Here is a 22,241-nt window from a genome sequence, read left to right on the forward strand (position 1 = left end):
GTTATACGGTTTTGACTGGTTGGGTCCGGTCAAGTCCAAGAGTGGGACGGCAAAATTCGTAATGATGGGATCGGGGGTTCGAGTCCCTTCAGCGGCACCAATTCTACTCCAAAAAAGAAACAAACGTTAGTACGGATTGTGCGGTAGCAACTGCCGCCCAAGAGCTTGCCGTTTGATTTGTGTTGTCGAAAGAATTGGCTTTTCCGGGCCTTATTGAGGCTATGCAGCATGATGCGGCTGAAGTGAAATCCGCCCTGTGGGAGGCGGCAGAGACGTTACGCGTACCTGCGGTCGATACAACTGATTGGAAGGGTTACATCCTTTGTCTCTTGTTCTTTAAGTGTATCTCTGACGTGTGGGACGAGGAGACCACCGAGGCACAAGGACTTTACGGCCAAGCAGAAACAAAGTGTTGGCATTGAGACCTCCTGTGGCCTCAATTCAACTTAAGCGGGATAAGGCCAAAATACACTCATTATCAGAGGCTTATCCTATGTGAGCCGGCGCCGCCCTTCGCGCGCGGGTGTAAGTCAACAAAAGCCGGAACTCTGAGCTAAACATTGGCGACGCGAGAAAAAACAACCTTCACCGTCAGCTCCAAATCAGGTGGGTGATGTGATAGAACACCGGGGCCGCGAAAATTACGCTGTCTAGTTGATCTAGGAACCCACCATGGCCAGGGATGAGGTGTGACCAGTCCTTTACATCCTTGTCGCGTTTGATCGCCGCGAACACCAAGCTCCCAAACATGCCTGTCAACGACGCCATTGCCGCCATGCCAATCGAGCCGATCACTCCAAATGGGGTTATCCAACTGAGCGCAGCCCCAACCAAGGCCGCGGCAGAAATGCCAACTCCAACGCCGATAAAAGATTTGGTGGATATCTCGGGCGCAATTCTGCTTCTGCCGAAGGCACGCCCTGCATAATACTCAAAAAGATCGCCGACTTGGACCACCATCGCAAAGAAAACGATCAGCAGAATGGACCTGTCCGCTCCGTCTTGAATGTCAAAGGTCAGCAGCGCCGGGACATGGCTGATACAGAAGACGCATATCATCAAGCCCCACTGCGTTTCCGCGACACTCACTAGGAAACGGTCTGGATCACCCCGCATGGCACTCACAACCGGCAAAAGGAGAAACGCATAGACGGGAATGAAAACCGTGAACAGTGCCATCCAATCCAGCCAGACAAAGAGGTACTGAAGCGGAAGAATGACAAAGAACGCCAATACCAGAGATAGGTGATCTGCCCGACGTTTGGCCGTTAGCGTTAGGAACTCTCTGAGGGCGGCAAAACTGACAAACGCAAAAAGCAGAGTTACGCCGATCTTGCCACTCAGCACCGCGACAGACAGAACGATCGTCAAACCCCACCAAGTGTGCAGACGAACGGCAAAGGCTTCCAAGGCGCTGTCTGTGTGACCTTGGGGGACGCGCGCACGCCACAGTTCAGCAAACACAGTTAGCGCTGCCAGTAAGCCGAAGACGGCAAGCATCAGAAAAATCAGATCTAGTGTAGTCTGAGACATCATGGTCCGGGATCCACATCGCCCGGCGACAACTCAAACAGGGCTTGGGCCGCGCGACCAAGAAAGGCGTCCTTCTCTTCACCTTCTTCGACGTGAATGGGTCTGCCGAAGGTCACCGTACATATCAGTGGAATCGGGATGACCTCGCCCTTCGGCATGATTTCATTCAGATTTGCCACCCAAGTAGGAACGAGATCGACATGCGGTCGTGATCTTCCGATATTGTAGAGCCCAGCGCGAAACGGCAGTAAGGGAGCCTCCGTCATATTGCGCTTTCCCTCTGGGAAAATGATGAGCGAGGAGCCTTCATCGAGCGCCTCGAGTATTTTTTGCATTGGGTCTTCTGTTCGAGTTTCCCGTCGCCGGTCAATTAGAACGCAGTTGAAAACCTCTGGACCGACAAAGGCGCGTAACTTGTTCTTTAGCCAGTAATCGGCCGCTGCAACGGGTCTCGTTTGTTTTCTCATAGACCGGGGCAGGACCGTCCAGATCATCGGCATGTCAGCATTGCTGACATGGTTGGCGAAATAGACGCGTTGCTTTGCGATTGGTTCAATACCGCGCCAATCTGCTCGGACCGCTGTGATGAAACGGGCGGTCAAAGCCAGCAAATGGCCGACAGCTCGGGCTGCGATTTGCCGGAGAAAGGACCTTGTCTGCACCATAAGCAGAGTTTGACCAAGAAGTGCGTTGATTTGAAGCCTACCATGCGATGTGGCCAAAGGCTTCGAATCGGGTGTGCTAGGTATCGGACCATCTTCACGCCGCAGCAAATGCACGTTGAGCGAACACTGGGAACCTCATAGGAAGATCGACTATGCGAACCAAATTCTTGGAGCTTGGATCGAAATCAGCAAGCGCAACCATCCTGTTTGCACACGGTGCCGGTGCGCCGATGGACTCTCCCACAATGACAGCGACTGCGGAAGCTCTTGCCGAACAGGGGCTGAGAGTTGTTCGGTTTGAATTCTCCTACATGGCTAACCGACGAACTGAAGGCAGCCGAAAACCCCCACCACGCGCTGATAAACTGAACGCAGAATACAAAGCCGCAATCGACGCGCTCGATGTCGATGGCCCGCTGATCATAGGCGGAAAATCCATGGGCGGGCGTGTCGCCAGCATGATTGCAGATGAGTTGTTTGAAGCGGGTCAGATCGCTGGGCTGCTCTGTGTAGGCTATCCATTTCACCCTATTGGGAAACCCGAAAAACTTCGCACTGAGCACCTGCTAAACCTGCGGATCCCAACGCTGATCTGCCAAGGAACGCGCGACCAGTTTGGCTCGAGGGATGAAGTCAGCGGGTATGAGCTATCGTCGGCAATCCAGCTGAGATGGTTTGAAGACGGCGATCACGATCTGAAACCGCGCAAGCGAATTTCAGGCTTCACACATGCAGATCATATCACGTCCATGGCCGCAGCAGTTTCAGCATGGGTCGAGGGTCTTGTTCGCTAGAGAGACCAAGCGCGCCGGGTTTACCGTGTCTGAAGGGTATGATTGCGGCAGCTGCACCGCGCAGTCGGCGTTCAACAAAAGGACGCATACGTGTGCCGTCGTAACTAAGTCGCCGTTCGAGCCACTCGATATCAATGGTTTTGGGAAAATAGGAAAAGTTCGCCTTGAGAGTTGTACCTGAACTTTGCGAACACCTTCCGGCGGTGGATTTCATTTCATGCAAATTTTTGGCATGTTCACAGAAGCCGTTCGCTTTCCCGGAGATCGAGCTACCAATCAATGCGCCCAGGAGAGCCAGGATGGATAAATCGCACAAGTATTACGTTAATGGGGCATGGGTCGATCCCGTCGCTTACAGGGATTTTGAAGTCATTCATCCCGGCAACGAAGAGGTGATCGCAACGATTGCACTCGGATCGTCCTCTGACGTTGACCATGCAGTTGCCGCAGCGACGGAGGCGTTCAATACATGGCAGTTCAGCACTGTGGATGAACGTGTGGCACTGCTTGAACGGATGATCATCGCCTACGAGAAGCGCTCGGAAGCGTTTATCAAAGTTATGTCGCAGGAGATAGGCACGACCCTATCGTTCTCGCGCGAGGTTCAGATGCCAGTTGGGATTGGGCATTTGGAGGCCGCCATTGAGGCGTTGAAGGCGCATCAGTTCGAGCGACCGTCGCTGCGCGGCGGGTCTACGCTCATTGACGAACCTGTTGGTGTTGTTGGCATGATCACACCCTGGAACTGGCCGGTGAACCAGATCATGATTAAGGTTGCACCCGCCTTGGCAGCCGGATGCACAATTGTTCTTAAGCCAAGCGAATATTCCCCCCTATCGGCAATTATGCTTGCCGAGGTGATTGATGAGGCGGGGTGCCCACCGGGCGTGTTCAACTTGGTGAACGGCGACGGACCCGGCGTTGGAGAAGCGATATCAGCGCATCCCGGCATTCACATGGTGTCATTTACGGGTTCAACCCGCGCGGGAAAATTGGTGACAAAGTCCGCCGCCAATTCAATCAAACGGGTGACACTCGAACTTGGCGGCAAGTCACCGAACTTGTTCTTCGCAGATGCGGATCTGGATGCGGCAGCACGGATCTCGGTCGATGCCTGCTTCATCAATAACGGACAATCCTGCGATGCGGCGTCGCGACTGCTCGTGGAACGCAAGATCTATGATGAGGTTGTCGAGCGGGTCACGCAGATTGTTGAAAACACAAAGGTCGACGACCCGATGAAAGAGGGCAGCCATATCGGCCCTGTTGTGAACAAGAAGCAGTTCGAACACGTCCAACGGCTAATCCAGGTTGGCATCGACGACGGCGCGCGGCTTGCTGCGGGGGGACTTGGACGTCCTGCGGGTTTCAACAAAGGCTACTACATCCGGCCTACCTTATTTGCTGATGTCACAAACGACATGGAGATCGCACAGCAGGAGGTTTTTGGACCGGTGCTGGCGATCCTGCCGTTCGACACCGAAGAGGAAGCCATAGAGATCGCCAATGACACGCCGTACGGTTTGGCGGCCTACATCCAGTCCACCGATCAAGAGCGCATTCATCGTGTGAGCCGCAAGCTCAGAGCGGGGGTGATCAGTGTGAACGGTAAGGTGGGCGACTACGACGTGCCATTCGGCGGCTACAAGGAGTCCGGTAACGGCCGCGAAGCTGGGCCGATGGGGTTCCACGAGTATTTGGAAACCAAAGCCATCACGATGTGAGTTTTGGCAGCAGCTGTGCGATTGGCTTGGTCAAGGCGGTCATGACGGTGCGAAGGTCGTGCAAGGTCATGCTGTCGTCAGTTACGAATGCGATGAAGGACTGATTGAGGTTGTTGAAAAGGACACGCCCTAGAGCAGTAGCATCGAGATCGCTGGCCAGTTGCCCCTGGGCCTGAAAGCGCCGCAAGAGATCGGCGACCTGTTGCGCGAGTTTTGCATCGAGCGCAGCGTATCTCTGCCCGTTCGGGGTGTCTGGTGCTTCGATTGAGAGCGCCATAGCGCGTCGCCACATCTCTTTGGTGAGGTAATTCAACGAATGGTCATAGTAGCACAAGGTGAGTGCCAAGAGCGCTTCGCCAGGATCCTTGGGCGGGTTGTCGACAAGGGCCTGACCCTCTGCCAGAACCTCTTCCACCTCCATCGTGACAATCGCGATGAGGATGTCCCCCTTCGTTCCGTAGTAATTGTAGACCGTGCCAACCGAGACCTCCGCCGCTTCAGCGAGGTCTTCGATGCGCGCAGCCTTGTAGCCATTTGCCCGAAATTTATGCACTGCGGCAGAGAGAATGCGTTTTTCGCGGTCAGCCTTCTTTCTCTCGCGGAGTGTACCCATATCTGCCTGCCTCAAAATTGAACCGTATACAATTTTATAGTTGACTACAAAAATGAAGGTATTCAACCTTTTTCCGTCAAACGGGCTATCTCAATGGCGCGATGACACAACATGGGAGCATGGAAGATGACAAAACGGACCGTTGCCCTTTTGGGCGGAACCGCGATGTGGCTTGTGGGGGCCGCAGCGAATGCGCAGGAACTGAACGCACTGGTGTGGTGCGACCACACGGATGATGCGCTGATTAAGCCTTTTGAAGAAGAGTTCGGCGTTACCGTGAACGTGCGTGAATACGAAGGCACCGGTGCAGCGCTCGCGCTTCTGGAGCAATCGCGCCCCGGCGATTGGGACGTTCTTGTCATCGACGGGATCGACGTTTTCCGTGCTGTGGAGTCTGGTTTGCTTGCGCCGTTGCCGGACGATCAGTTGCCCACCGCAGATTTCTTCCCAGAGATCGTGATGGCGGAAAACAACACCCTGGATGGTGTCACTTACGCGGTAACCGAGAAGTTCGGTTATAACACAATCTCGTACAACTCCGAAAAGGTGGACCCGGCGGACATGCAGGACCTGTCGACCGTTTGGTCTGACAAGTACGCAGAGCGCATATCGATTTATGACTATTACCTGCCGGTGATGGGGCTTGCCGCGATTGCCGAAGGTGTGGCGACAGCGGACATCGATGCGAAATCGCTCGACACCATTGGGCCAGTGCTCTCGCAGATGCGGTCGAGTGCGGCGTCGGTGGCGGGCGTCGTGGCAGCACAAACCGCGCTGGCAACCGGTGAGGTAGACATCGTCGTTGGTGGCGGTGAATGGCTGACTGCCGTGCTGGCCGAGGAGCAACCCGAGCTGACATGGACCATTCCGGATCAAGGTGCGGTGCGTTGGACGCAGTCCATCGGTGTCCTTGCTGACAGTGAACAGCCCGATCTGGCATTGGAATTCGTGAAATACATCGTCAGCCCAGAGGGTCAGGCGCGCCTTGCGACATCGGCGTGTTTCTGGGGCATGCCGGCCAATTCTGCTGCGGGGGAAATTCTGAACGATGATCAGAAATCTGTCCTGCGCTGGGATGATCAGACAGACTACCTTGCGCGCACGCAGCTCTACCCGGCGCCGGATGCCGATCTTGATGTAGAGATGCAGGATCTTTGGCTCGATACGCTCTCGCAGTGAGCGCTGGTACAGGCACAAAACTTGGCTGGGGCTTCGTGGCCCCAGCTCTGCTCTGGACGCTCGCGTTTTTCATCGTGCCTTTCCTTGTGATGGGTGCCATGAGCTTTGCGACACTGGAAGGGCGCAGCCTTGTCTGGGGGTTTTACCTCGACAATTACATCGAACTGGCAACGCGGGCGTATCTCTGGCGAGCGATCTTGGTGTCGCTAGAGATCACCCTGACGGTTACCGTGGTGTCCGTCGTTCTAGCCTATCCACTTGCCGCGATCATTGCATTCCGTGTGCCGCCTCAATGGCAGCGCCTGGCACTTCTTCTGGCGATCCTGCCGTTTTGGACGTCGTACGTGGTCCGGTCCTACGCCTGGCTACTCGTGTTGGCGCGAGAGGGACTGATCAACCAGACCTTGATCAACATCGGGCTGATTGCAGAACCCATAACGCTGGCCAATACACGCTTTGCGACAGTGACCGGCTTTGTGCATTTCTTTGTCATGCTGCTCACGCTGACGATCTACGCAAACCTTGTGCAACTGTCGCCGAATTACCGGCGTGCCGCCACAGATTTGGGCGCCAATGCGTTCCAGACCTTCAGGCATGTAATCCTGCCTTTGACCTTGCCAGGGATTGCTACAGGCGCGTTCCTGACCTTCGTGCTGTGCATTGGCGACTACGTCACGCCGCAGGTTCTGGGTGGCAACAATGAGCTGACCATGCCGCAGGTGATCATGGTTCAACTGGGACGCAGGGCCGACTTCCCCCTCGCCTCGGCTTTGGCAATTGTCATGATGGCGATTGTCATGTTGGCCTACCTTGCCAGTGCGCGCTGGCTGCGACTGGATCGGGTGTGACGATGCGGATGGCGGCGTGGTTCTATTTGGTTTTGGCTTTTGGGTTCATCTACCTCCCGGTGGGCACACTGGTTCTGTATTCATTTCAGGATGGCACATTGCCGGTCCCTCCGTTTAACGGGCCGTCGCTCCAATGGTACACTGAGGTTTTGGCGGACGATGACGTTACAGACGCGCTGTTCAATTCCCTGATTGTAGCGATCGGATCCTCTGCCGTGGCTGTGCTCTTGGGCTTTCTGGCCGCTTATGGATTGGCGCGCCATGTGTTGCCCGGATCGGCCTTCATGCGCGGGCTGTTGATCGCGCCGTTGACCGTGAGCTACCTGATCGTCGGACTTGGTCTTTTGATCGTGCTCAACCGAACGGGCGTTGGCCTGTCCCTGGTCACCGCTGGTATTGGGCATGTGGTAATCAACCTGCCCCTCGCCTTCGCGATTATCTACGCGTCCATGGGCGCACAGCACGAAAACGCCGAACGCGCCGCGCGGGACTTGGGTGCGAGCGAAACCAAGGTTGTGCTGCTGGTGACAGCGCCCATGCTCGCCCCAGCTATTGCGGCGGCGTTTTTCCTCTCGGTTACCCTGTCGTGGGACGAGTTCATCATCGCTTTTCTTCTCACGAGGTTCGACATCACCCTACCAGTCGAGATCTGGTCGATGTTGCGCTCTGGCCTCTCACCGAGGTTGAACGCCATTGGCAGCGTGGTGTTCCTGATCTCGGTCACAGCGGTGCTCGTCCTTGAATTCACAATGTTGCGGAGGCGACAGTCATGACTGCCTCGGTACGGTTAGACAAACTGAACCATTGGTTTGGAACCTTGCACGCGTTGCGCGACATCTCTTTGGAGATAGGCGCGGGCGAATACGTCACGCTGCTTGGTCCGTCGGGCTGTGGAAAGACGACGCTGTTGTCGGTGCTCGGGGGATTCATCGACCCCGATCAGGGCACCGTGTTCATTGGGGACGCGGATATGACCAGCGTCGCGCCCGCAAAACGGCCGACTACCACGATGTTTCAGGACTACGCTCTGTTCCCGCATATGAGCCTTCGGGACAACGTGGCTTTTGGGTTGCGCATGGCTGGCGTTGCCAAGGCCGAACGGCATCGCAAGGCGGACGAGAAGCTCGATCTCGTGGGTCTCAAGGCCGACGGGAGGAAGCGACCGCATGAACTGTCAGGCGGGCAAAGACAGCGCGTTGCGTTAGCCCGCGCTTTGGCGGTGGAGCCAGAGGTGCTGTTGCTTGATGAGCCGCTTGGAGCCTTGGACCTGAAATTGCGCCGTGCCATGCAGGACGAACTCAAGGACATTCAAAGGCAGGTTGGCACAACCTTCGTGCATGTGACACATGACCAAGAGGAAGCGATGGCAATCTCTGACCGGATTGTGGTGATGAACGCGGGCAGGATCGAGGATGCAGGGCCGCCTTTGCGCATCTACCGGGAGCCCGCATCGCTGTTTGCAGCCGATTTCATGGGCGAGATGAATCACATCCCGGCACAGGTTGGACCGCAAGGCGCGCAAACCGCGCTCACAAATCTGCCAGCCGCAGACCTTCCGCCAGGTGCTGCCACTGTTTGCATACGTCCCGAAGCCGTACGTCAGGATGGCAAAGGCATCGCATTAGGAGACGCAACGGTCCGGGACGCAACCTTCTTCGGCACATATACCCGTGCGCATGTCACGCCGGTCACCGCGCCGGATATGGTACTGGTTGCGCATTTGCCGCCGACCAGCCTTCCCGAAGCGGGGACGGTGCTGAATTTGTCTGTCCTGCCGGAAGACATTCGGATCTTCACAAAGGAAACCGCATGAAACGCGCCGCTCCCGAAGATTGGTATCGCGTCCAGACAATGGGCGATGACGTCACCTTGATCGACGAACCGCATATCCAACCCTTCTACCGCTGCAATATCTGGCACGTGCGCGGGAGGGACAAAGACATGTTGGTCGACAGTGGGATGGGCGTTGTGTCTCTGCGCGAATGGGTGCCGTTGGTGACCGAGCGCCCGCTGACAGCGGTCGCCAGCCACACGCATTTCGACCATATTGGCTGCCATCACGAGTTCGAAGACTGTGCCATCCATCACGCAGAGGCCGGCATTCTGGCCGATCCAACGCGTGCCTCCACCCTTGCAGAACCTTACGTCACCGATGAGATTTTCGACCTACTGCCGCCAGCACCGTACGTGTCCACAAATTATTCTGTGAAAGGCGCCAGGGCTGCGCAGTTGCTTGATGATGGCGACGTGATCGACCTTGGCGACCGTCACTTCGAAGTCATCCACACACCTGGTCACTCTCCCGGAGGTATCGCGCTTTGGGAAGCTAAGAGCGGCATCCTGTTTTCCGGCGATATCGTCTACGACGGTCCGCTGATCGAAGATACATATCATGCCGATCCACACGACTACCACGCGTCGATGGTCCGGCTTTACGATCTTCCCGTGCGCGTCGTTCACGGCGGCCACTTCGGAAGCTATGGCGCGGAGCGACATCGCACAATCATACGGGAATGGCTGGCATCAAAGGAGGGGTAGACGCCGCCGCATACCTTTTTTCTCAAGACGGGCAACGAAGGTTCAAACTGCGTTCCTTCAGTACGAGTTTCGGCGAATTTCTGTGTTGCACGGAAAAGCGGCTTGGCTTGCTGTTGGCGCTATGCATTAAAGTGGCGTTCCAAGTAGCTCGCCGGTCTCAATGCGCCGCCCCGAGTTCAAAAGGAATTCTGAAAGATCGACCGCCGACCGCTATTCGTGCAAGCGATGGATCTTCCGTGCGAATATGCATGCTGCGCGGCCAGACTGGATCCATCTCGCATCGATTGACACAGGTCAAACAATTGCCGCGTCAACCGTGATTGATTTATTTCTATCCCTCCGGGCGGTTTGTGTTTTGGGGAGGACAGCGATGCTTGGAAGATCAGCTATCCGTTCAACCGATCACGTCGCCCTCAACAGCATCGTCAACGCTAGCACGGGGGTGAAGGATCACAACGTCGACATGGCTGCCGCAATAATTGCCGCTCTTCCGACCTTGCCCGTCTATGTCGTGGCCGGGAGGGATTCTACCCGAGGGTTCATCGCGGGAGCAGTCAAGGGATAACCGAATGGCACCAATCCTCGAAATTCGAAACCTTTACAAGAGCTTCGGCTCCGTCGACGTGTTGAAAAACATCAATGTCTCGATCGATCCCGGAGATTTCGTCGTGCTCGTCGGTCCCTCGGGGTGCGGCAAGTCCACGCTCTTGAATTGCATCGCTGGCCTGGAGCCCATCACACGCGGCACGATCGAGATCGCCGGCGAGGACATGACGGACGTGCCGGCTAGGGACCGCGACATCGCTATGGTGTTCCAGTCCTACGCCCTTTACCCCACGATGAGCGTGGCACAGAATATCACTTTCGGGATGAGGGTACGCGGGATCGACCGTGAGACCCGCGAAAAAAAGCTGGCGGAGGTCGCTCGTCTTCTGAAGATCGAACCACTGCTTGACCGGCGGCCAAAGCAGCTATCAGGCGGACAGCGACAACGGGTGGCAATGGGCCGGGCGCTGGTGCGCGAGCCCAAGCTCTTTCTGTTCGACGAGCCCTTGTCGAATCTGGACGCCAAACTGCGTGTCGAGATGCGTGCAGAGATCCGCAGGCTTCACCAGAGACTGTCCACAACGATAGTATATGTGACTCACGATCAGATCGAGGCCATGACACTCGCCACGAAAATCGCCGTGATGAAGGCTGGGGAGGTTCATCAGATCGGCAAGCCCAAAGAGATTTACGAGCGGCCCGTAAACATGTTCGTGGCCGATTTCATAGGATCACCCTCCATGAACCTTTTCCCGGCTCGCGCAACGAGGGTCGATGGACATACGAGACTGGAAGTTTCGCGATCTGGTGGGGCGCCACTTGTGTTGAAGGATCCAAGGCAGTTTGATTTGCCATCCCAAGTCGTTGTCGGACTGCGCCCAGAGGATATCGCCGAGGCCAATCTGCGATCAGGGCCCTTCGTACAGACGGGCACCTGCCGTATTGATTTCATCGAGCAGTCCGGCTCTGACACCTATGTTCTCACGAAGCTTGGTGGGGTCGATGTCTTCGGGCGTTTCCACACGGAAACACATGTGGAAGAAGGTATGGAGATCGATTTCGCATTCGACCTCGCGAAGGTCTTGTTCTTTCACCCAGAGACCGAGGTGCTGTTAAACTAGGGTCTGGACTCATTGAGTTTCAAAGCCAGTAGAGATCAGACATGGTCACCGCTCGTTTTTCGATCCGTGAATTACGCTACCGAGCGGTGATCAATAGGTCCTGTCCCTATGAGCCAAACTGGGACAGAGAACCCGAAGCAAACTGGGTTTCGGACGACACTCCAGGAGGCAGGTCAGGGACGTCGGCCAAATCCGGGACGGACGCGCCGAAAATGCCACCCAGCAGACCTTCGCGGCTGCTGACGAATTCACGCAGCGCTTCTGCGAGGGGATCCGTGCCGTTCACCAGCTGTGGATTGGCCGAGATGTAGGCAAGAATAGCCTGCGTATCGCCCGCTTCGACTAGGCCGCGCAACTCCACAAGATCATCCAGAGAGTAGACTGCGTGTGCAGCTTGTCCGAGTCCCAATGCTAAAGCGGACGAAAGGAGAACGATGCGTAGTTTCTTCATTCAGGCAACTCCGTAATTTGCGCGTTGGGCCATGGTTTAGCAGTGCAGCCATTAATGAAGCGTAAACGAATCCGGCCGTATGAATTTTCCATGTTGATTCAAAATCGAACGGTTGGCTGTTCCTGAAGGCCCTGCGGGTCAATTCAAGGTGCTGCTGGAAAAGGACGCAAATGTCGCAAAAAATGCTTGAAGCCATTGGGTTGAGCGCTGCGTATCGTGCAATCTGGGCGGAGGCTCAGATGTCAGACGACAAATCGGGACCGAGGCCATCGCGCGGTCTTCGGCTCGTTTGGATGCCGAGTCCATTGAGCTTCTCGAACTGTCCGAGAAATTGTCGAGGTATGTTTCCGAAAGCTGTCTTTCGCCGTTTCTCGATCTCGACAGTTCCGCTCTGAAAGCGCTTTTGCCTAAGGCGACGGTTCAGTCATTGCAGCGTTTTGGGTATCGGCTCACCCCAGACGCCACTGGTGAAGATGGGGCCTCCACGCCTATCCGGGATGAAACTCTGAGCCACTATGGTCTGAGGTATCTTGAAAAGGCCGAGCTTCGCAGTATCGAAAACCGTGACGTCATTGACGCGGGGAGTTTCGATGGATCGTCGGCGCGGTTCTTTCTGCAAAATCATCCGATCCAACGGGTTTTCTGTTTCGAACCCGATCCGGCAAATTTCGCGCATTTGATGAATGACTCGCAGGCTGAACTGTCAAGCGGTCGGATCGTGGCAACGCAAGTGGCGTTATCGAACAGGATGGGGCTGGCGATCATGAGCCCCGCTGGCATGGGATCTTCGCGGGCAAAGGCCGAGCTCGTGGCAGAACCGCGAATTGTGGTGCGGTCAAAAACGATAGACGTTTTCCTGAAGGATTTCCCTGAAGCCAATATCGGTTTGATCAAACTGGATGTGGAGGGTGACGCAGTTTTGGCATTGCAAGGTGCTGTTCAGACCATTCGAACGCACCGGCCTGTTCTGATCGTCTCTTTCTATCATACGCCGCAGGAGTTCGCGGAAACACCTCCATACCTGCTTGATACGTTTCCCGCACCTGGAGCACCACAGCGCGACGTCTGTCGGGAGAGGTTGGGTCTGGCACCTGAAACCAGAGTTATTCTCCTTGCCGTTCACAAGTCTTCGAACAAGCGTAAGGGGTTCTCACTTGCTGCGCAGGCGCTGGCCAAGCTGGCGGTGGCAGACGACGGCGCGCATGATATCTGCGTTGCCGTCCTTGGAAGTGTCGACAAGGATGCGCTGTCCGATCTGGCACTGCCGTTCAAGGTTGTTTCGTTGGGATTCATCTCTGAAGAGGAGCAGAAATCGGTGATCTACAAGGCCGCTGATGTCTGCCTTGTGCCATCGTTACAGGAATCGCTTTCGGTGGTCGCGTCCGATTCCATTCGCAATGGAACTCCGGTGGTGTGTTTCAAATCCAGTGGGTTGCAGAGCTTTGTGCGGCACAAGGCAAACGGATATACCGCCAGCGCCTTTGACACGGACGATCTGTCGCGCGGGTTGCAATGGGCGTTGTTTGATTGTGACGCCCGTGCCACCCGCTCGGCAGCGGCCGAAACCGGGCAGGAGCTGTTTGCACCGGAAAACAATATCGAGCGTTATGAACAGATCATCGACCACGCAATTCGAAACCATGCGGCGCAGGACTTCGATACGGAAACCTTCGAGGAACTGACAAATCTTTTTCAGTGTGTTGGTCAGGATTCCCGGTACCGCCATGTTGTTCGACGGCATCTGGAGAAGTCGCTCAAGAAGACGAAGGTCGGCTGACACTCAGCCGGTCAGCGCATTCAGCCCCATTCGCACTGCACGGTTGGGGTTCTTTTTGAGGATGTGCTGGCCCAACGCCTTGGCGAGCCGGGTATGGCCCTTTTCGACGGCTCGATTGAAAAGCTCCCGCTGATATCTCGGAAAGCTGCGACGGGTTCGGAGCATCTGGTAGTAGGCATCGCTGCTGAGAGTGCCATTCAGCGCGCCCAGAATGATCGGGCTGAGAATTCCCATCTGATTCAGCGAACTGCCAAGCCGGTGGCCTAGAAGCGGCGCGCGAAGGTGCTGGACGTTGTCTGCCGTAAAGCGGGCTGCGTGACCGGCGTCCAGCGGCTCGTAAGGATCGTAGAGGATGGATACGCGGTTTGCTGCGGCGCTGACTGCTGCAGCATCCCCATATTTCCCGGAGAAATCCCGATCCCATACAACCCTGTAGCGGGTTTCCCATGGAACAATCGATTTATCGACTGTCGATTGCGGTGAGATGGCGACGACATCGCATCCCGGTGCGGCAGGAGAAAACGCGCAGGCGGCATAGCCGCCCATGGATGCGCCGTAGAACACGACGCGTTTGAATTGGTTGAAAAAGCCACTCGCCTTCAGTTCGTCGAACTGGTCGTATACCCACGGTTCCCGATACCAAGTCCAACCACCGGCCAGCACGCCGAGCATGGACCAGCCTTGGTCCTTGATGAAACTGTATCCCCATGGCCGCCGGTCTTCGCGCTTGGTCATCGCGATGTCGAGGTTGTCGAATGTCACGACAAGCGTATCCGGATCCCGCGGCACATAAAGGAAACTGTGGCCGTTTGTTCCCGGGCGATACCACCCACCCTTTCCAGCCAATTGAACGGCGATTTCATCCCAGGACTCATCCGTAACGGGAGAAGGTGGATTGGGGGTCACGCGTATGCGGGTGACCGGTTTTCCGTCGTCTTCCCGTTCGGACAGCTTCGCATTGCTGCCGTAGGCTTTGAGGAATGGGAAAGCCCCGGACCCACGCCGGACATCCATAAAGACCCGCGTGTCGGAATGGATGCAGCGCTGCAGGAATGGTTCCAGAAACTGTGTTTTCCACTGATCGCCGAACCCTTGCAGATTGCACAGCACATCCACCGGGCGCAGGTCTTTCTCGGCGCGGATCACCTTGATCCGATCAAGATCGACCTCGTTTTCGGTCAGGAAGGTGATGTAGTCCTTCAGCCACGGCATGTCTTCGTCTTTGAATTTGGCCCGGCGGTTGGTGTTCACAAGCTGAATATCGCAATCGAATTTGTGGTGCAGGGCCAAGACAAAACTGCGCGCCTGTCCGGTCAGATCGGCAACGCTGGTGACCTCGTCGAGGTCCAGCGAGTCTATCAGCGCACCGTCAAAGGTGGTGTTGCCACGCCCTTTGATCGGGGCCAGCGCGGGGGTGATGCCATGCTCCTGCACCAGTTTCTCAAAGTACGATCCTTTGGGTGGCAGCCCGTCATGCAGGTTGCCCAACTGTCGCTTGTTCGACGCCCAGAGGTGCAGAGCGGTGGTCTGGCTCGTGATGAGACCCTCGGCAAGTTCGGCGCGTCGCATGAACTTGAACCGTTCCCGAAAGGTAATCGGGTAGAAGGCGTTGAGCGGCTGCACATGCTCTTCCAGACCCAGCTCATGCACATAGTGGGTGACCATCATCGGCCCCCACACACCCCAGGGCTGTTCGGTGATATGCACCGGCTTGCCCTTCTCGGCCTTCTTGCGCATCTCTTCTTTCCGCTTTTTCGGCAGGAAGGGCGCGATGGAGAACCGGTCACTTGTGAAGTCGAGCATCTGACGCAGCGCGTCGCTGTCGGCGGGAAGGCCCAAGACCGCGTTGTTCACCCGGTGTTCGCCGGGAAGCTCGTAGCCGAACACGTAGTCGCTGTCATAGTCCATCGGACGGTAGCAATAGACGTCCGTATCCACCCAGATCATGCCTGGGTTCTGGTGGATCATGTGCAGGCGGAACCAGTCAGCAAACAGCGCATAGCTGTTCTTCTGCTCGTACTTGATGAAATCGTCGGTATCGATGATCTCGCGCCCGTCGCGGCGTATGACGCCGTCAGGGACATTGGGGATGTCCTCATAGCTGAACAGGGTGATCTTCTGGCCCTTGTCGACAAAGGACTTGAGACACAGCTGTTCCAGCCAGCTGAGCGGCCCTCCGATCCAGAGCGTTCCAACCTCGCGGGTGCGTGGCATCTGCTATTCCTCAATGCGCGCGCCTCTTGTTCTTTTTCGGGCGGCGGCGTTTCGAGCAGGTTAATCGCAAATGCCCCGACTTGGGTAGCCTGCGTGAAATCTGACTCAGTTTTTGCGTCATTCGTGCCTTTGCTGCCATGCGGGTTGCGTGGGCCTAGGCCGACACGTTAATTTTTCGAAAACATATGCAAACCGGGCAGAAATATTTCCGGTCATGAGGCAGAGATGAGCAGTGAGACCTATACGGTTGTCTCAACCATGAAGAATGAGGGGCCCTACATTATTGACTGGGTCGCTCACTACAAAACCCTTGGTTTCGATCACATTCTTGTCTGTACGAACGACTGCACCGACACCACGGTTGAAATCCTCCTGCGACTGCAGGAAATGGGCCTTGTCACGCAGCACAACACCATTGTCCGACGCGCGGGGATTCACCGCTCTGCCCTGAGACAGGCGAGCCGGCGCTATGACATCGTCATGAATGCGACATGGGTGTTTGTCTGTGACGTCGATGAATACCTCAACATTCATCTTGGCGATGGATCAGTGCAGGCGCTGGTGGACGGGTCGGGTCCGGACGCAGACGTGATTTCGGTTCCTTGGCGTGTTTTCGGTCCGGATGGGATCGAGACCTTTGAGGATAAGCCTGTGACACAGCAGTTCCGCATGGCGGAACTCGAATGGGACGCAACCGAGCGGCCGGAGACCGGCAAATTCGTCAAGTCGCTGTATACCAACCAGCATAAGTTTCAGCGGATGGGTCTCCACGCACCCGTGTCGCTCGATGAACATGTTGCCGATACACGTCGGGTTCTCCCCGGTGGAGCGGAGTATGTCCTCAACGGCCAAAGAACGGAAAATCCTCCGCTTTTTACGCATGCTCAGGTGAACCACTACGCACTGCGATCCTTGGACAGCTTTCTCATTAAGCGCGCGCGCGGCCGGGCCAACCATTCGCACCACGTTCTGGGGATGGAGTATTGGGAGCGGTTCAACCTCAACGCGGAAAAAGACACATCGATCGACCGCTACAAGACCAAGGCGAACAAACTTGCGAAAGAGCTGAAGTCGGACCCGATCCTGGGGGATCTGCACGCGCGTGCCGTGGAGTGGCATCAGCGCAAGGCAGCTTCGATCAAGATGGATCCGGAGATGGACGCTTTGGTGGGTGGTTTGAAAGCCGCACTGTAAGCCCAGCGGACGGGCTCTGTTTGAGACCGTCCGCCTGTTGGGCAAGCATTTCGTACGGTTGGTCGCTTGGCTATTCAGCCGCAATCCGCTGTTTGTCCAGGCTCGCCGCCACATCGAGAATTGTCTGTGCGCGGGCTTCAAAAGAGTGCGATTTTTCGAGACTCTTCGCCAATGCGGCGCGTTTCTTTTTCTTGGTTGCTGTCTCGGAGCGGGCTTTATTAATGGCCGTCTTGAAGCTCTTTTCATCGTCGAAGGTGTAGACGAATTTGGCGATGTCATCGGGAAGCCAGCCAACATCCTCCGAGACCGGGATTGCCCCACAAGCCAGTGCATCAAACACGCGATTGGACAGAAGCCCGCGAGTTTGCATCACTGACGTGTGGTCATTGAGCACGATCTCTGCCGACTGGTAAATCTCGGGCAAGTCCTGGTTGGCAACGCCATCAGCGACCACGCTGTCCTCATAGGGTCCATCCCGCCAGCCCGGTCCCCAAACCTTGACCTCTTCTCCGGCCTCGATCGCGTATTTGACCGCTTTTCTCTCGTGACCTTCGCGGGCTCGTCCGACAAAGACGATCCCATTGCGTGACTTGGATTTACCGGGTTGCATGAGGTCAGCATCAAATGCCTGAGGCAACAGGGTGGAAATACCCTTGCCTCGACCCGTTTCCCCTTGTTCCATGAGGTCAGGAGATGCCCAGAACACATGATCCGCATGTTCGTAGTTCATGATCCGCATCCCTTTTGAGATCGACCATAACAGGCACGGACGTCCGGGAATTCGGGACACCTGCGCACGGCCCCTGAGAACAAGGTCGATCCCGCCGGGATCGGTAATCAGGTTCCAGTTTTCCTGAGACGCGATCGTGACTCGGTGGCCTTTCCTGCTGAATGCGCGGGCGAGTCCTCGGGCAAAATAGTAGTCGCCCCAATTGATCATCTTCGCTTGCGACGGCGCGGCGATCTTGATGCAGATGTCCGGATTGGTTTCCCAACCTTTGCCGAGCTCGCGCGGGAATTCTGATATCCAGCGGCATTTGTTTGCGGGGACAATCGGGAAGGATGAAAAATATCGCTCCACGCCGTAGTCCGCCAGTTCCACATCCAGAAACTCGCTCAGGATTTCGTCGTATTTCTTTTCGAGAATGCGGTTTTTCGGATCCAGGCCGGTTACGATGACAAGACCTGTCGGTTCGGCATCGACGATTTCGAGTGTGAGATCCGGGCGGTATTTCTGAAGGACCGGAACCATCTTCCAGACATCGCCGGTCCATGACGAGGTTTCTGTCTGCCCGCGCACGCGCGAGGTCATGGCAGTGTTCCACGGCAAGCAGTCGTGAAGCAGGATCATTCCATCTTTTGAGCAGTGCTTTTCGGTCCCGATGAAATCGCGCAGCAGGTACTCGAACAGATGCATCCCGTCGAGGAACGCCAGATCAACTGATACCCCGAGTTTCTTGATACGATCCGCTTCAAAGAAGGCGTCACTGGTTTCCTGAAACGCATATAACTCCGGTTTCTGGCCAATTACATCGTGCCGGATCCGATAGACCGGATCGACGGCGATGGACTTTGATGAACTCAGAGCAAGGCTCGCCCCGGTTTGCGTCCCGATCTCAAGATACCAATCCGGCTTCAATGTCTGATGAAGACGTTCGAAAAATGACAGGTACCGCATCCCGTCAGCGAGAATACAACCGTTCTCTGCAATACGTTTCATACCCTTTACCTCAGTTTTTGGTTGTTCGGGTGCGGCTTATTCTGCCGCTTGTTCCCAGCGATTGACGTAGTCTGACTGATAGACCTTTGTGTTCGAAGATGCGGCACGCATTGGTTTGCGGACAGCGTAGTTGAGAATGATCCCTCCACCGACGAGCGGACCGGATAACCGAGGACGTTTCCCCGTTTCATTGGGATTGGTCGTTGTCACGACCTTGTGCGCATACATCGGCATGAGCGGCTGCAGTGAGCAGTGGAGGACCTCGTAGCCAAGCGTTTTCTGCCAGAACCCGTAAACCATCTCCGGATTGATCTGGTAGAACGAGTGGTTGACCCAGTTGTTGCAGGGCGAGTGACCGATCAGCACCCCGCCGGGTTTCAGCATTTCGTGGATGTTGCGATAAGCCGTGGGCAGATCGAAGATATGTTCACAGGTGCCGCCGTCATAGACGACGTTGAACCTGCGCTCGAGCTTCTTGGGGATCTTTGCGCCCAGATCTTGAATGATGCTGGCGTTTTCAAAGTCTGACACGTCCATCGAGTCGACTGACGAGAATCCCAGTGTTTCAAAGAAACGTTCCGAATACTCATTGTCGGGGTTGGCCAGATCTTCGTCACTTACGCCCGGCAGGTATTTTTCGAGCGTTTGTTGAAGAAGAGCAGCAGACCGTTTGCGCCGTTTCCCGACCCAGCGCTGACGCCCAAGCATCACGAAAGCGCCGGAGAGGTCGTTCTCCTTCACGGTTTCGATCAACCGCGCCGCGAGCGTGTCGGGGATCGCCATTTTGTACTCGTCCTCAATATTTGGCGTCTTTTTGCGCCTGATTACCGCGAAGCCTACACAATATGTCGCCGGTTAGGCAGCAAAATTTCGCCATAGGTTGTGGAAAGTGCTTTTGCGCTGTGGCCGAATTGCCAATGCCTGCGAAACTGGATTTTTTCTCAGCATAGCGGTAAAGCGTTGAAAAAGACTGTACCGATACGATCAGAGCAGACGAAGCGCGGACCAACCGCAACGGTGCAGAGTTACGGGCGAACCTTGTGATGAAACGAGTGATCGAACGGCAATTGGCTGGCCGGGACCATGGTCCGGCAACGGTCCTCGACGCTGTTCGTCATGAGGTAGATGGCACGGACGGTGCCACTCTGTTTCTGGCTGCCGGATCCGATGCTCGGGCGCTTCATCCCGGAGCCGGCGTTACCTTGGCCTCCCAGAACAGTGTCGGTGGCGCGCTTTGCCTGACATTCCGGATCGAACATGGCGCCGAGCCTGACTTTCTTCTCGACGGTGAGCGGATTGATCTGGTTTGGTCGGCGGTCGAGACGCAGTTGTTCGAAGGCCTCAACACGATGGCAGCGGTGCGCAACGGTGAGACGGCGTCCACCGTCGCAGTGTGGCTGAACCATCACGTTCAACTCCAATCGCTCCAGGGAGCCGTTGTCGTAGACCGCGCGCCGCCCGGCGACGATACGGAGTTTGCCGAAAATCTCGATCGCGCAATGGATGAACTCGGGCTGAAGATACCCGTGCTGGTCCTGCGCAGCAGCGTGCCTCTCGGAAAGGCGGACATACCTGCTGAAGCGCATCCGTACTGTGTGCCGGAAGCACCGGGAAAGGATCGAATGAAAGTTCCGCCCCCTGCGCCTTGGCGCTCTCCTTTGGGGGCAATGTCGCTTTATGAGATATTGCGGTTGCGGTTTCTGTCCTCCGCGCGCGCGGTTGCCAACCTTGAGGTGCATGATCTTCTGCCGGACGGAGCGCGAAATGTCTTCGACAGCGCGGTGGAGGCTGAAGGCGGTGTGATCGCACTGTTCGGCCGCCATTGTTACCCGTGGCGGGTGCGCAAGGATCAGGATGCCCAGTTCGCGGATCATATCTGCGTTCAGTTCGATGCAAAAGGTGGTCGACCGCGATGGTGTATCGCTCCATCCAAGGCGCCCGAAGCGGCGGTTTGGCGGATGATCCGGATCGGGAATACGGTGCCGGATCGGTCGCGCACACAGCTCTTCTACCGTTACATGGCGCTGCGCCATCCGACGCCGTCGATCTCCAAAATCGTGCCCAAGACTTCGTTGATTGAGCATCCTCCATTGCTCGAGATGTCCGAACAACGTTGGGGTTACAAACCGGTTCGAATGCCGGAACTGGAATCAGACAACTTGCCAAAGGGAAAGGGCAGGCGTGCGATCGTAACGACGATGAAGAATGAGGGGCCGTTTATCCTGGAATGGCTGGCCTACCACCGTGCAATCGGGTTCGACGATGTTCTCGTCTATACCAATGATTGCACTGATGGGACTGACACGATGCTCCAGATGCTTGAGCGGAAGGGCTATGTGCAGCATCGCGAGAATCCGTTTCGGGAAAGCGGGCTCAAACCGCAACACGCGGCGCTCCAGGCGTCGGACGATGAATCGGTGGTCAGGAACGCCGCGTGGGTGACCTGTATTGATGTGGACGAATATGTGAACATCAAGGTCGGCGATGGCACGCTGGACGCGCTGTTCGATGCGGTCCCTGACGCCAACATGATCGCCATGACGTGGCGGCTGTTTGGAAATGGGGATGTTCACGAATACGAAGACCGTCCGATCACCGAGCAGTTTCTTCGCTGTGCCCCAGAATTCGCCCGAAAGCCTCATCAGGCTTGGGGCTTCAAGACGTTGTTCCAGAACATTGGTCTGTTCAAGAAAATGGGAGTTCACCGCCCGAAAGGACTGAACCCGCAGTTGTGGGAGGAGATCAACTGGGTCAACGGGTCTGGACAACTGCTTCCCCGCGAGATGTATCGGAACGGGTGGAGGTCCACCACGGACACCTATGGCTACGATCTTGTGCAACTCAATCACTACGCAGTCAGATCGGCCGAGAGCTTTCTGGTCAAGCGTGACCGTGGGCGCGTGAACCATGTAGACCGGGATCAGGGCCTCGCTTACTGGTTCCGGATGAACAACAACGCGGAAGAGGAATTGTCTATCCAGCGTCGTCTGCCGATGATGCGGGAAGAGCTTGCACGGATGATGGCGGACCCCGAGATAAGATCTGCACATGAAGCTGCGGTCGCGGCTCACCGGGCCAAGATCGACGCTCTCAGGGCGACGGAGAATTACGCCAATTTCTATTCCGATCTGACGGGGTCGCGGCTGGAAAAGCTGTCGCGGTTGCATACCCATTTTGGATCGAACGTATTTCTGTCGGGGCCAGAAGTCGTTCCGGACGATATCGTTGCACGCGAACCGGGAGGAGACTGGTTCTTCACGGTCGAACTGACCGGTGAAACGGCTCATTGACCATCGCACCATTGAAATGCAGGTCGTGTCGGGT

The 22,241-nt window shown here is 56.2% G+C and carries 19 protein-coding genes and 1 pseudogene; 13 read left to right on the forward strand and 7 right to left on the reverse strand.

All coding sequences use genetic code 11. The features are described 5' to 3' along the window. The first annotated feature begins 221 nt into the window (after positions 1 to 221). Positions 222 to 422: a type I restriction-modification system subunit M N-terminal domain-containing protein gene (locus MGEO_RS21930; RefSeq protein WP_085637835.1), complete on the forward strand. Its 201-nt coding sequence runs from the start codon at positions 222 to 224 to the stop codon at positions 420 to 422. Positions 423 to 591: 169 nt separating this feature from the next. Here the strand turns inward: MGEO_RS21930 and MGEO_RS12040 are convergent, their stop codons facing one another. Further along, complete coding sequence (locus MGEO_RS12040) at positions 592 to 1,536, reverse strand: phosphatidate cytidylyltransferase (protein WP_332908313.1); 945 nt, start codon at positions 1,534 to 1,536, stop codon at positions 592 to 594. Beyond that, positions 1,533 to 2,198 carry a lysophospholipid acyltransferase family protein gene (locus MGEO_RS12045; RefSeq protein WP_085637841.1) on the reverse strand — a complete coding sequence of 222 codons (666 nt, stop codon included), beginning with the start codon at positions 2,196 to 2,198 and terminating at the stop codon, positions 1,533 to 1,535. Before MGEO_RS12045 ends, MGEO_RS12040 begins: the two co-directional genes overlap by 4 nt. A gap of 167 nt (positions 2,199 to 2,365) precedes the next feature. Between MGEO_RS12045 and MGEO_RS12050 the strand changes: the two genes are divergently transcribed. Both MGEO_RS12050 and MGEO_RS12055 read left to right on the forward strand, forming a co-directional pair. Beyond that, on the forward strand, positions 2,366 to 2,992 hold the full coding sequence (locus MGEO_RS12050) for an alpha/beta hydrolase family protein (RefSeq protein WP_408607508.1): 627 nt from the start codon (positions 2,366 to 2,368) through the stop codon (positions 2,990 to 2,992). A 203-nt stretch (positions 2,993 to 3,195) separates the two neighbouring features. After that, positions 3,196 to 4,716: an aldehyde dehydrogenase family protein gene (locus MGEO_RS12055; protein ID WP_332908314.1), complete on the forward strand. Its 1,521-nt coding sequence runs from the start codon at positions 3,196 to 3,198 to the stop codon at positions 4,714 to 4,716. Here MGEO_RS12055 and MGEO_RS12060 read toward each other — a convergent pair. Then, positions 4,706 to 5,329 carry a TetR/AcrR family transcriptional regulator gene (locus MGEO_RS12060; protein ID WP_085637850.1) on the reverse strand — a complete coding sequence of 208 codons (624 nt, stop codon included), beginning with the start codon at positions 5,327 to 5,329 and terminating at the stop codon, positions 4,706 to 4,708. The two genes, MGEO_RS12055 and MGEO_RS12060, sit on opposite strands and share 11 nt — an antisense overlap. A 126-nt stretch (positions 5,330 to 5,455) precedes the next feature. On the opposite strand from MGEO_RS12060, the gene MGEO_RS12065 reads away from it, so the two are divergent. From MGEO_RS12065 to MGEO_RS12095, 7 genes and pseudogenes are all read left to right on the forward strand, one after another. Continuing rightward, on the forward strand, positions 5,456 to 6,508 hold the full coding sequence (locus tag MGEO_RS12065; protein ID WP_085637853.1) for an ABC transporter substrate-binding protein: 1,053 nt from the start codon (positions 5,456 to 5,458) through the stop codon (positions 6,506 to 6,508). Continuing rightward, a complete protein-coding gene (locus MGEO_RS12070) occupies positions 6,505 to 7,356 on the forward strand; it encodes an ABC transporter permease (protein ID WP_085637856.1) in 852 nt (283 codons plus the stop codon). The genes MGEO_RS12065 and MGEO_RS12070 overlap by 4 nt, the downstream gene beginning before the upstream one ends. 2 nt (positions 7,357 to 7,358) lie before the next feature. Then, complete coding sequence (locus MGEO_RS12075; protein ID WP_085637859.1) at positions 7,359 to 8,129, forward strand: ABC transporter permease; 771 nt, start codon at positions 7,359 to 7,361, stop codon at positions 8,127 to 8,129. Further along, positions 8,126 to 9,169: an ABC transporter ATP-binding protein gene (locus MGEO_RS21935; protein ID WP_085637862.1), complete on the forward strand. Its 1,044-nt coding sequence runs from the start codon at positions 8,126 to 8,128 to the stop codon at positions 9,167 to 9,169. The genes MGEO_RS12075 and MGEO_RS21935 overlap by 4 nt, the downstream gene beginning before the upstream one ends. After that, entirely contained in the window at positions 9,166 to 9,894 is a 729-nt protein-coding gene (locus tag MGEO_RS12085; protein WP_085637865.1) for an MBL fold metallo-hydrolase, read from the forward strand. Before MGEO_RS21935 ends, MGEO_RS12085 begins: the two co-directional genes overlap by 4 nt. A 406-nt stretch (positions 9,895 to 10,300) precedes the next feature. After that, positions 10,301 to 10,459: pseudogene (locus tag MGEO_RS21725) on the forward strand (carbohydrate ABC transporter permease); the annotation flags it as partial. A 4-nt stretch (positions 10,460 to 10,463) separates the two neighbouring features. After that, on the forward strand, positions 10,464 to 11,561 hold the full coding sequence (locus MGEO_RS12095) for an ABC transporter ATP-binding protein (protein ID WP_085637869.1): 1,098 nt from the start codon (positions 10,464 to 10,466) through the stop codon (positions 11,559 to 11,561). 106 nt (positions 11,562 to 11,667) lie between these two features. Here the strand turns inward: MGEO_RS12095 and MGEO_RS12100 are convergent, their stop codons facing one another. Further along, a complete protein-coding gene (locus tag MGEO_RS12100; RefSeq protein WP_085637872.1) occupies positions 11,668 to 12,012 on the reverse strand; it encodes a hypothetical protein in 345 nt (114 codons plus the stop codon). Between the two features lie 331 nt (positions 12,013 to 12,343). Here MGEO_RS12100 and MGEO_RS12105 point away from each other — a divergent pair, with 331 nt between their 5' ends. Further along, a complete protein-coding gene (locus tag MGEO_RS12105) occupies positions 12,344 to 13,789 on the forward strand; it encodes an FkbM family methyltransferase (RefSeq protein ID WP_143746269.1) in 1,446 nt (481 codons plus the stop codon). Positions 13,790 to 13,792: 3 nt separating this feature from the next. On the opposite strand, the gene MGEO_RS12110 is transcribed toward MGEO_RS12105, so the two are convergent. Next, entirely contained in the window at positions 13,793 to 16,003 is a 2,211-nt protein-coding gene (locus tag MGEO_RS12110) for a hypothetical protein (protein ID WP_085637878.1), read from the reverse strand. Positions 16,004 to 16,228: 225 nt separating this feature from the next. Here MGEO_RS12110 and MGEO_RS12115 point away from each other — a divergent pair, with 225 nt between their 5' ends. Continuing rightward, the gene (locus MGEO_RS12115; RefSeq protein WP_085637881.1) at positions 16,229 to 17,197 is read left to right on the forward strand and encodes a glycosyltransferase family 2 protein; all 969 of its coding nucleotides are present in this window, start codon (positions 16,229 to 16,231) and stop codon (positions 17,195 to 17,197) included. 70 nt (positions 17,198 to 17,267) lie between these two features. Here MGEO_RS12115 and MGEO_RS12120 read toward each other — a convergent pair whose 3' ends face one another. Further along, on the reverse strand, positions 17,268 to 18,917 hold the full coding sequence (locus MGEO_RS12120) for a glycosyltransferase family protein (protein ID WP_085637884.1): 1,650 nt from the start codon (positions 18,915 to 18,917) through the stop codon (positions 17,268 to 17,270). Between the two features lie 36 nt (positions 18,918 to 18,953). After that, the gene (locus MGEO_RS12125) at positions 18,954 to 19,700 is read right to left on the reverse strand and encodes a class I SAM-dependent methyltransferase (RefSeq protein ID WP_085637887.1); all 747 of its coding nucleotides are present in this window, start codon (positions 19,698 to 19,700) and stop codon (positions 18,954 to 18,956) included. 260 nt (positions 19,701 to 19,960) lie between these two features. Here MGEO_RS12125 and MGEO_RS12130 point away from each other — a divergent pair, with 260 nt between their 5' ends. Then, positions 19,961 to 22,207, forward strand: a complete 2,247-nt coding sequence (locus tag MGEO_RS12130; protein WP_085637890.1) for a glycosyltransferase family 2 protein — start codon at positions 19,961 to 19,963, stop codon at positions 22,205 to 22,207. Positions 22,208 to 22,241 lie beyond the last annotated feature (34 nt).

The sequence above is a fragment of the Marivita geojedonensis genome, from assembly GCF_002115805.1.
Classification (GTDB): Bacteria; Pseudomonadota; Alphaproteobacteria; order Rhodobacterales; family Rhodobacteraceae; genus Marivita; species Marivita geojedonensis.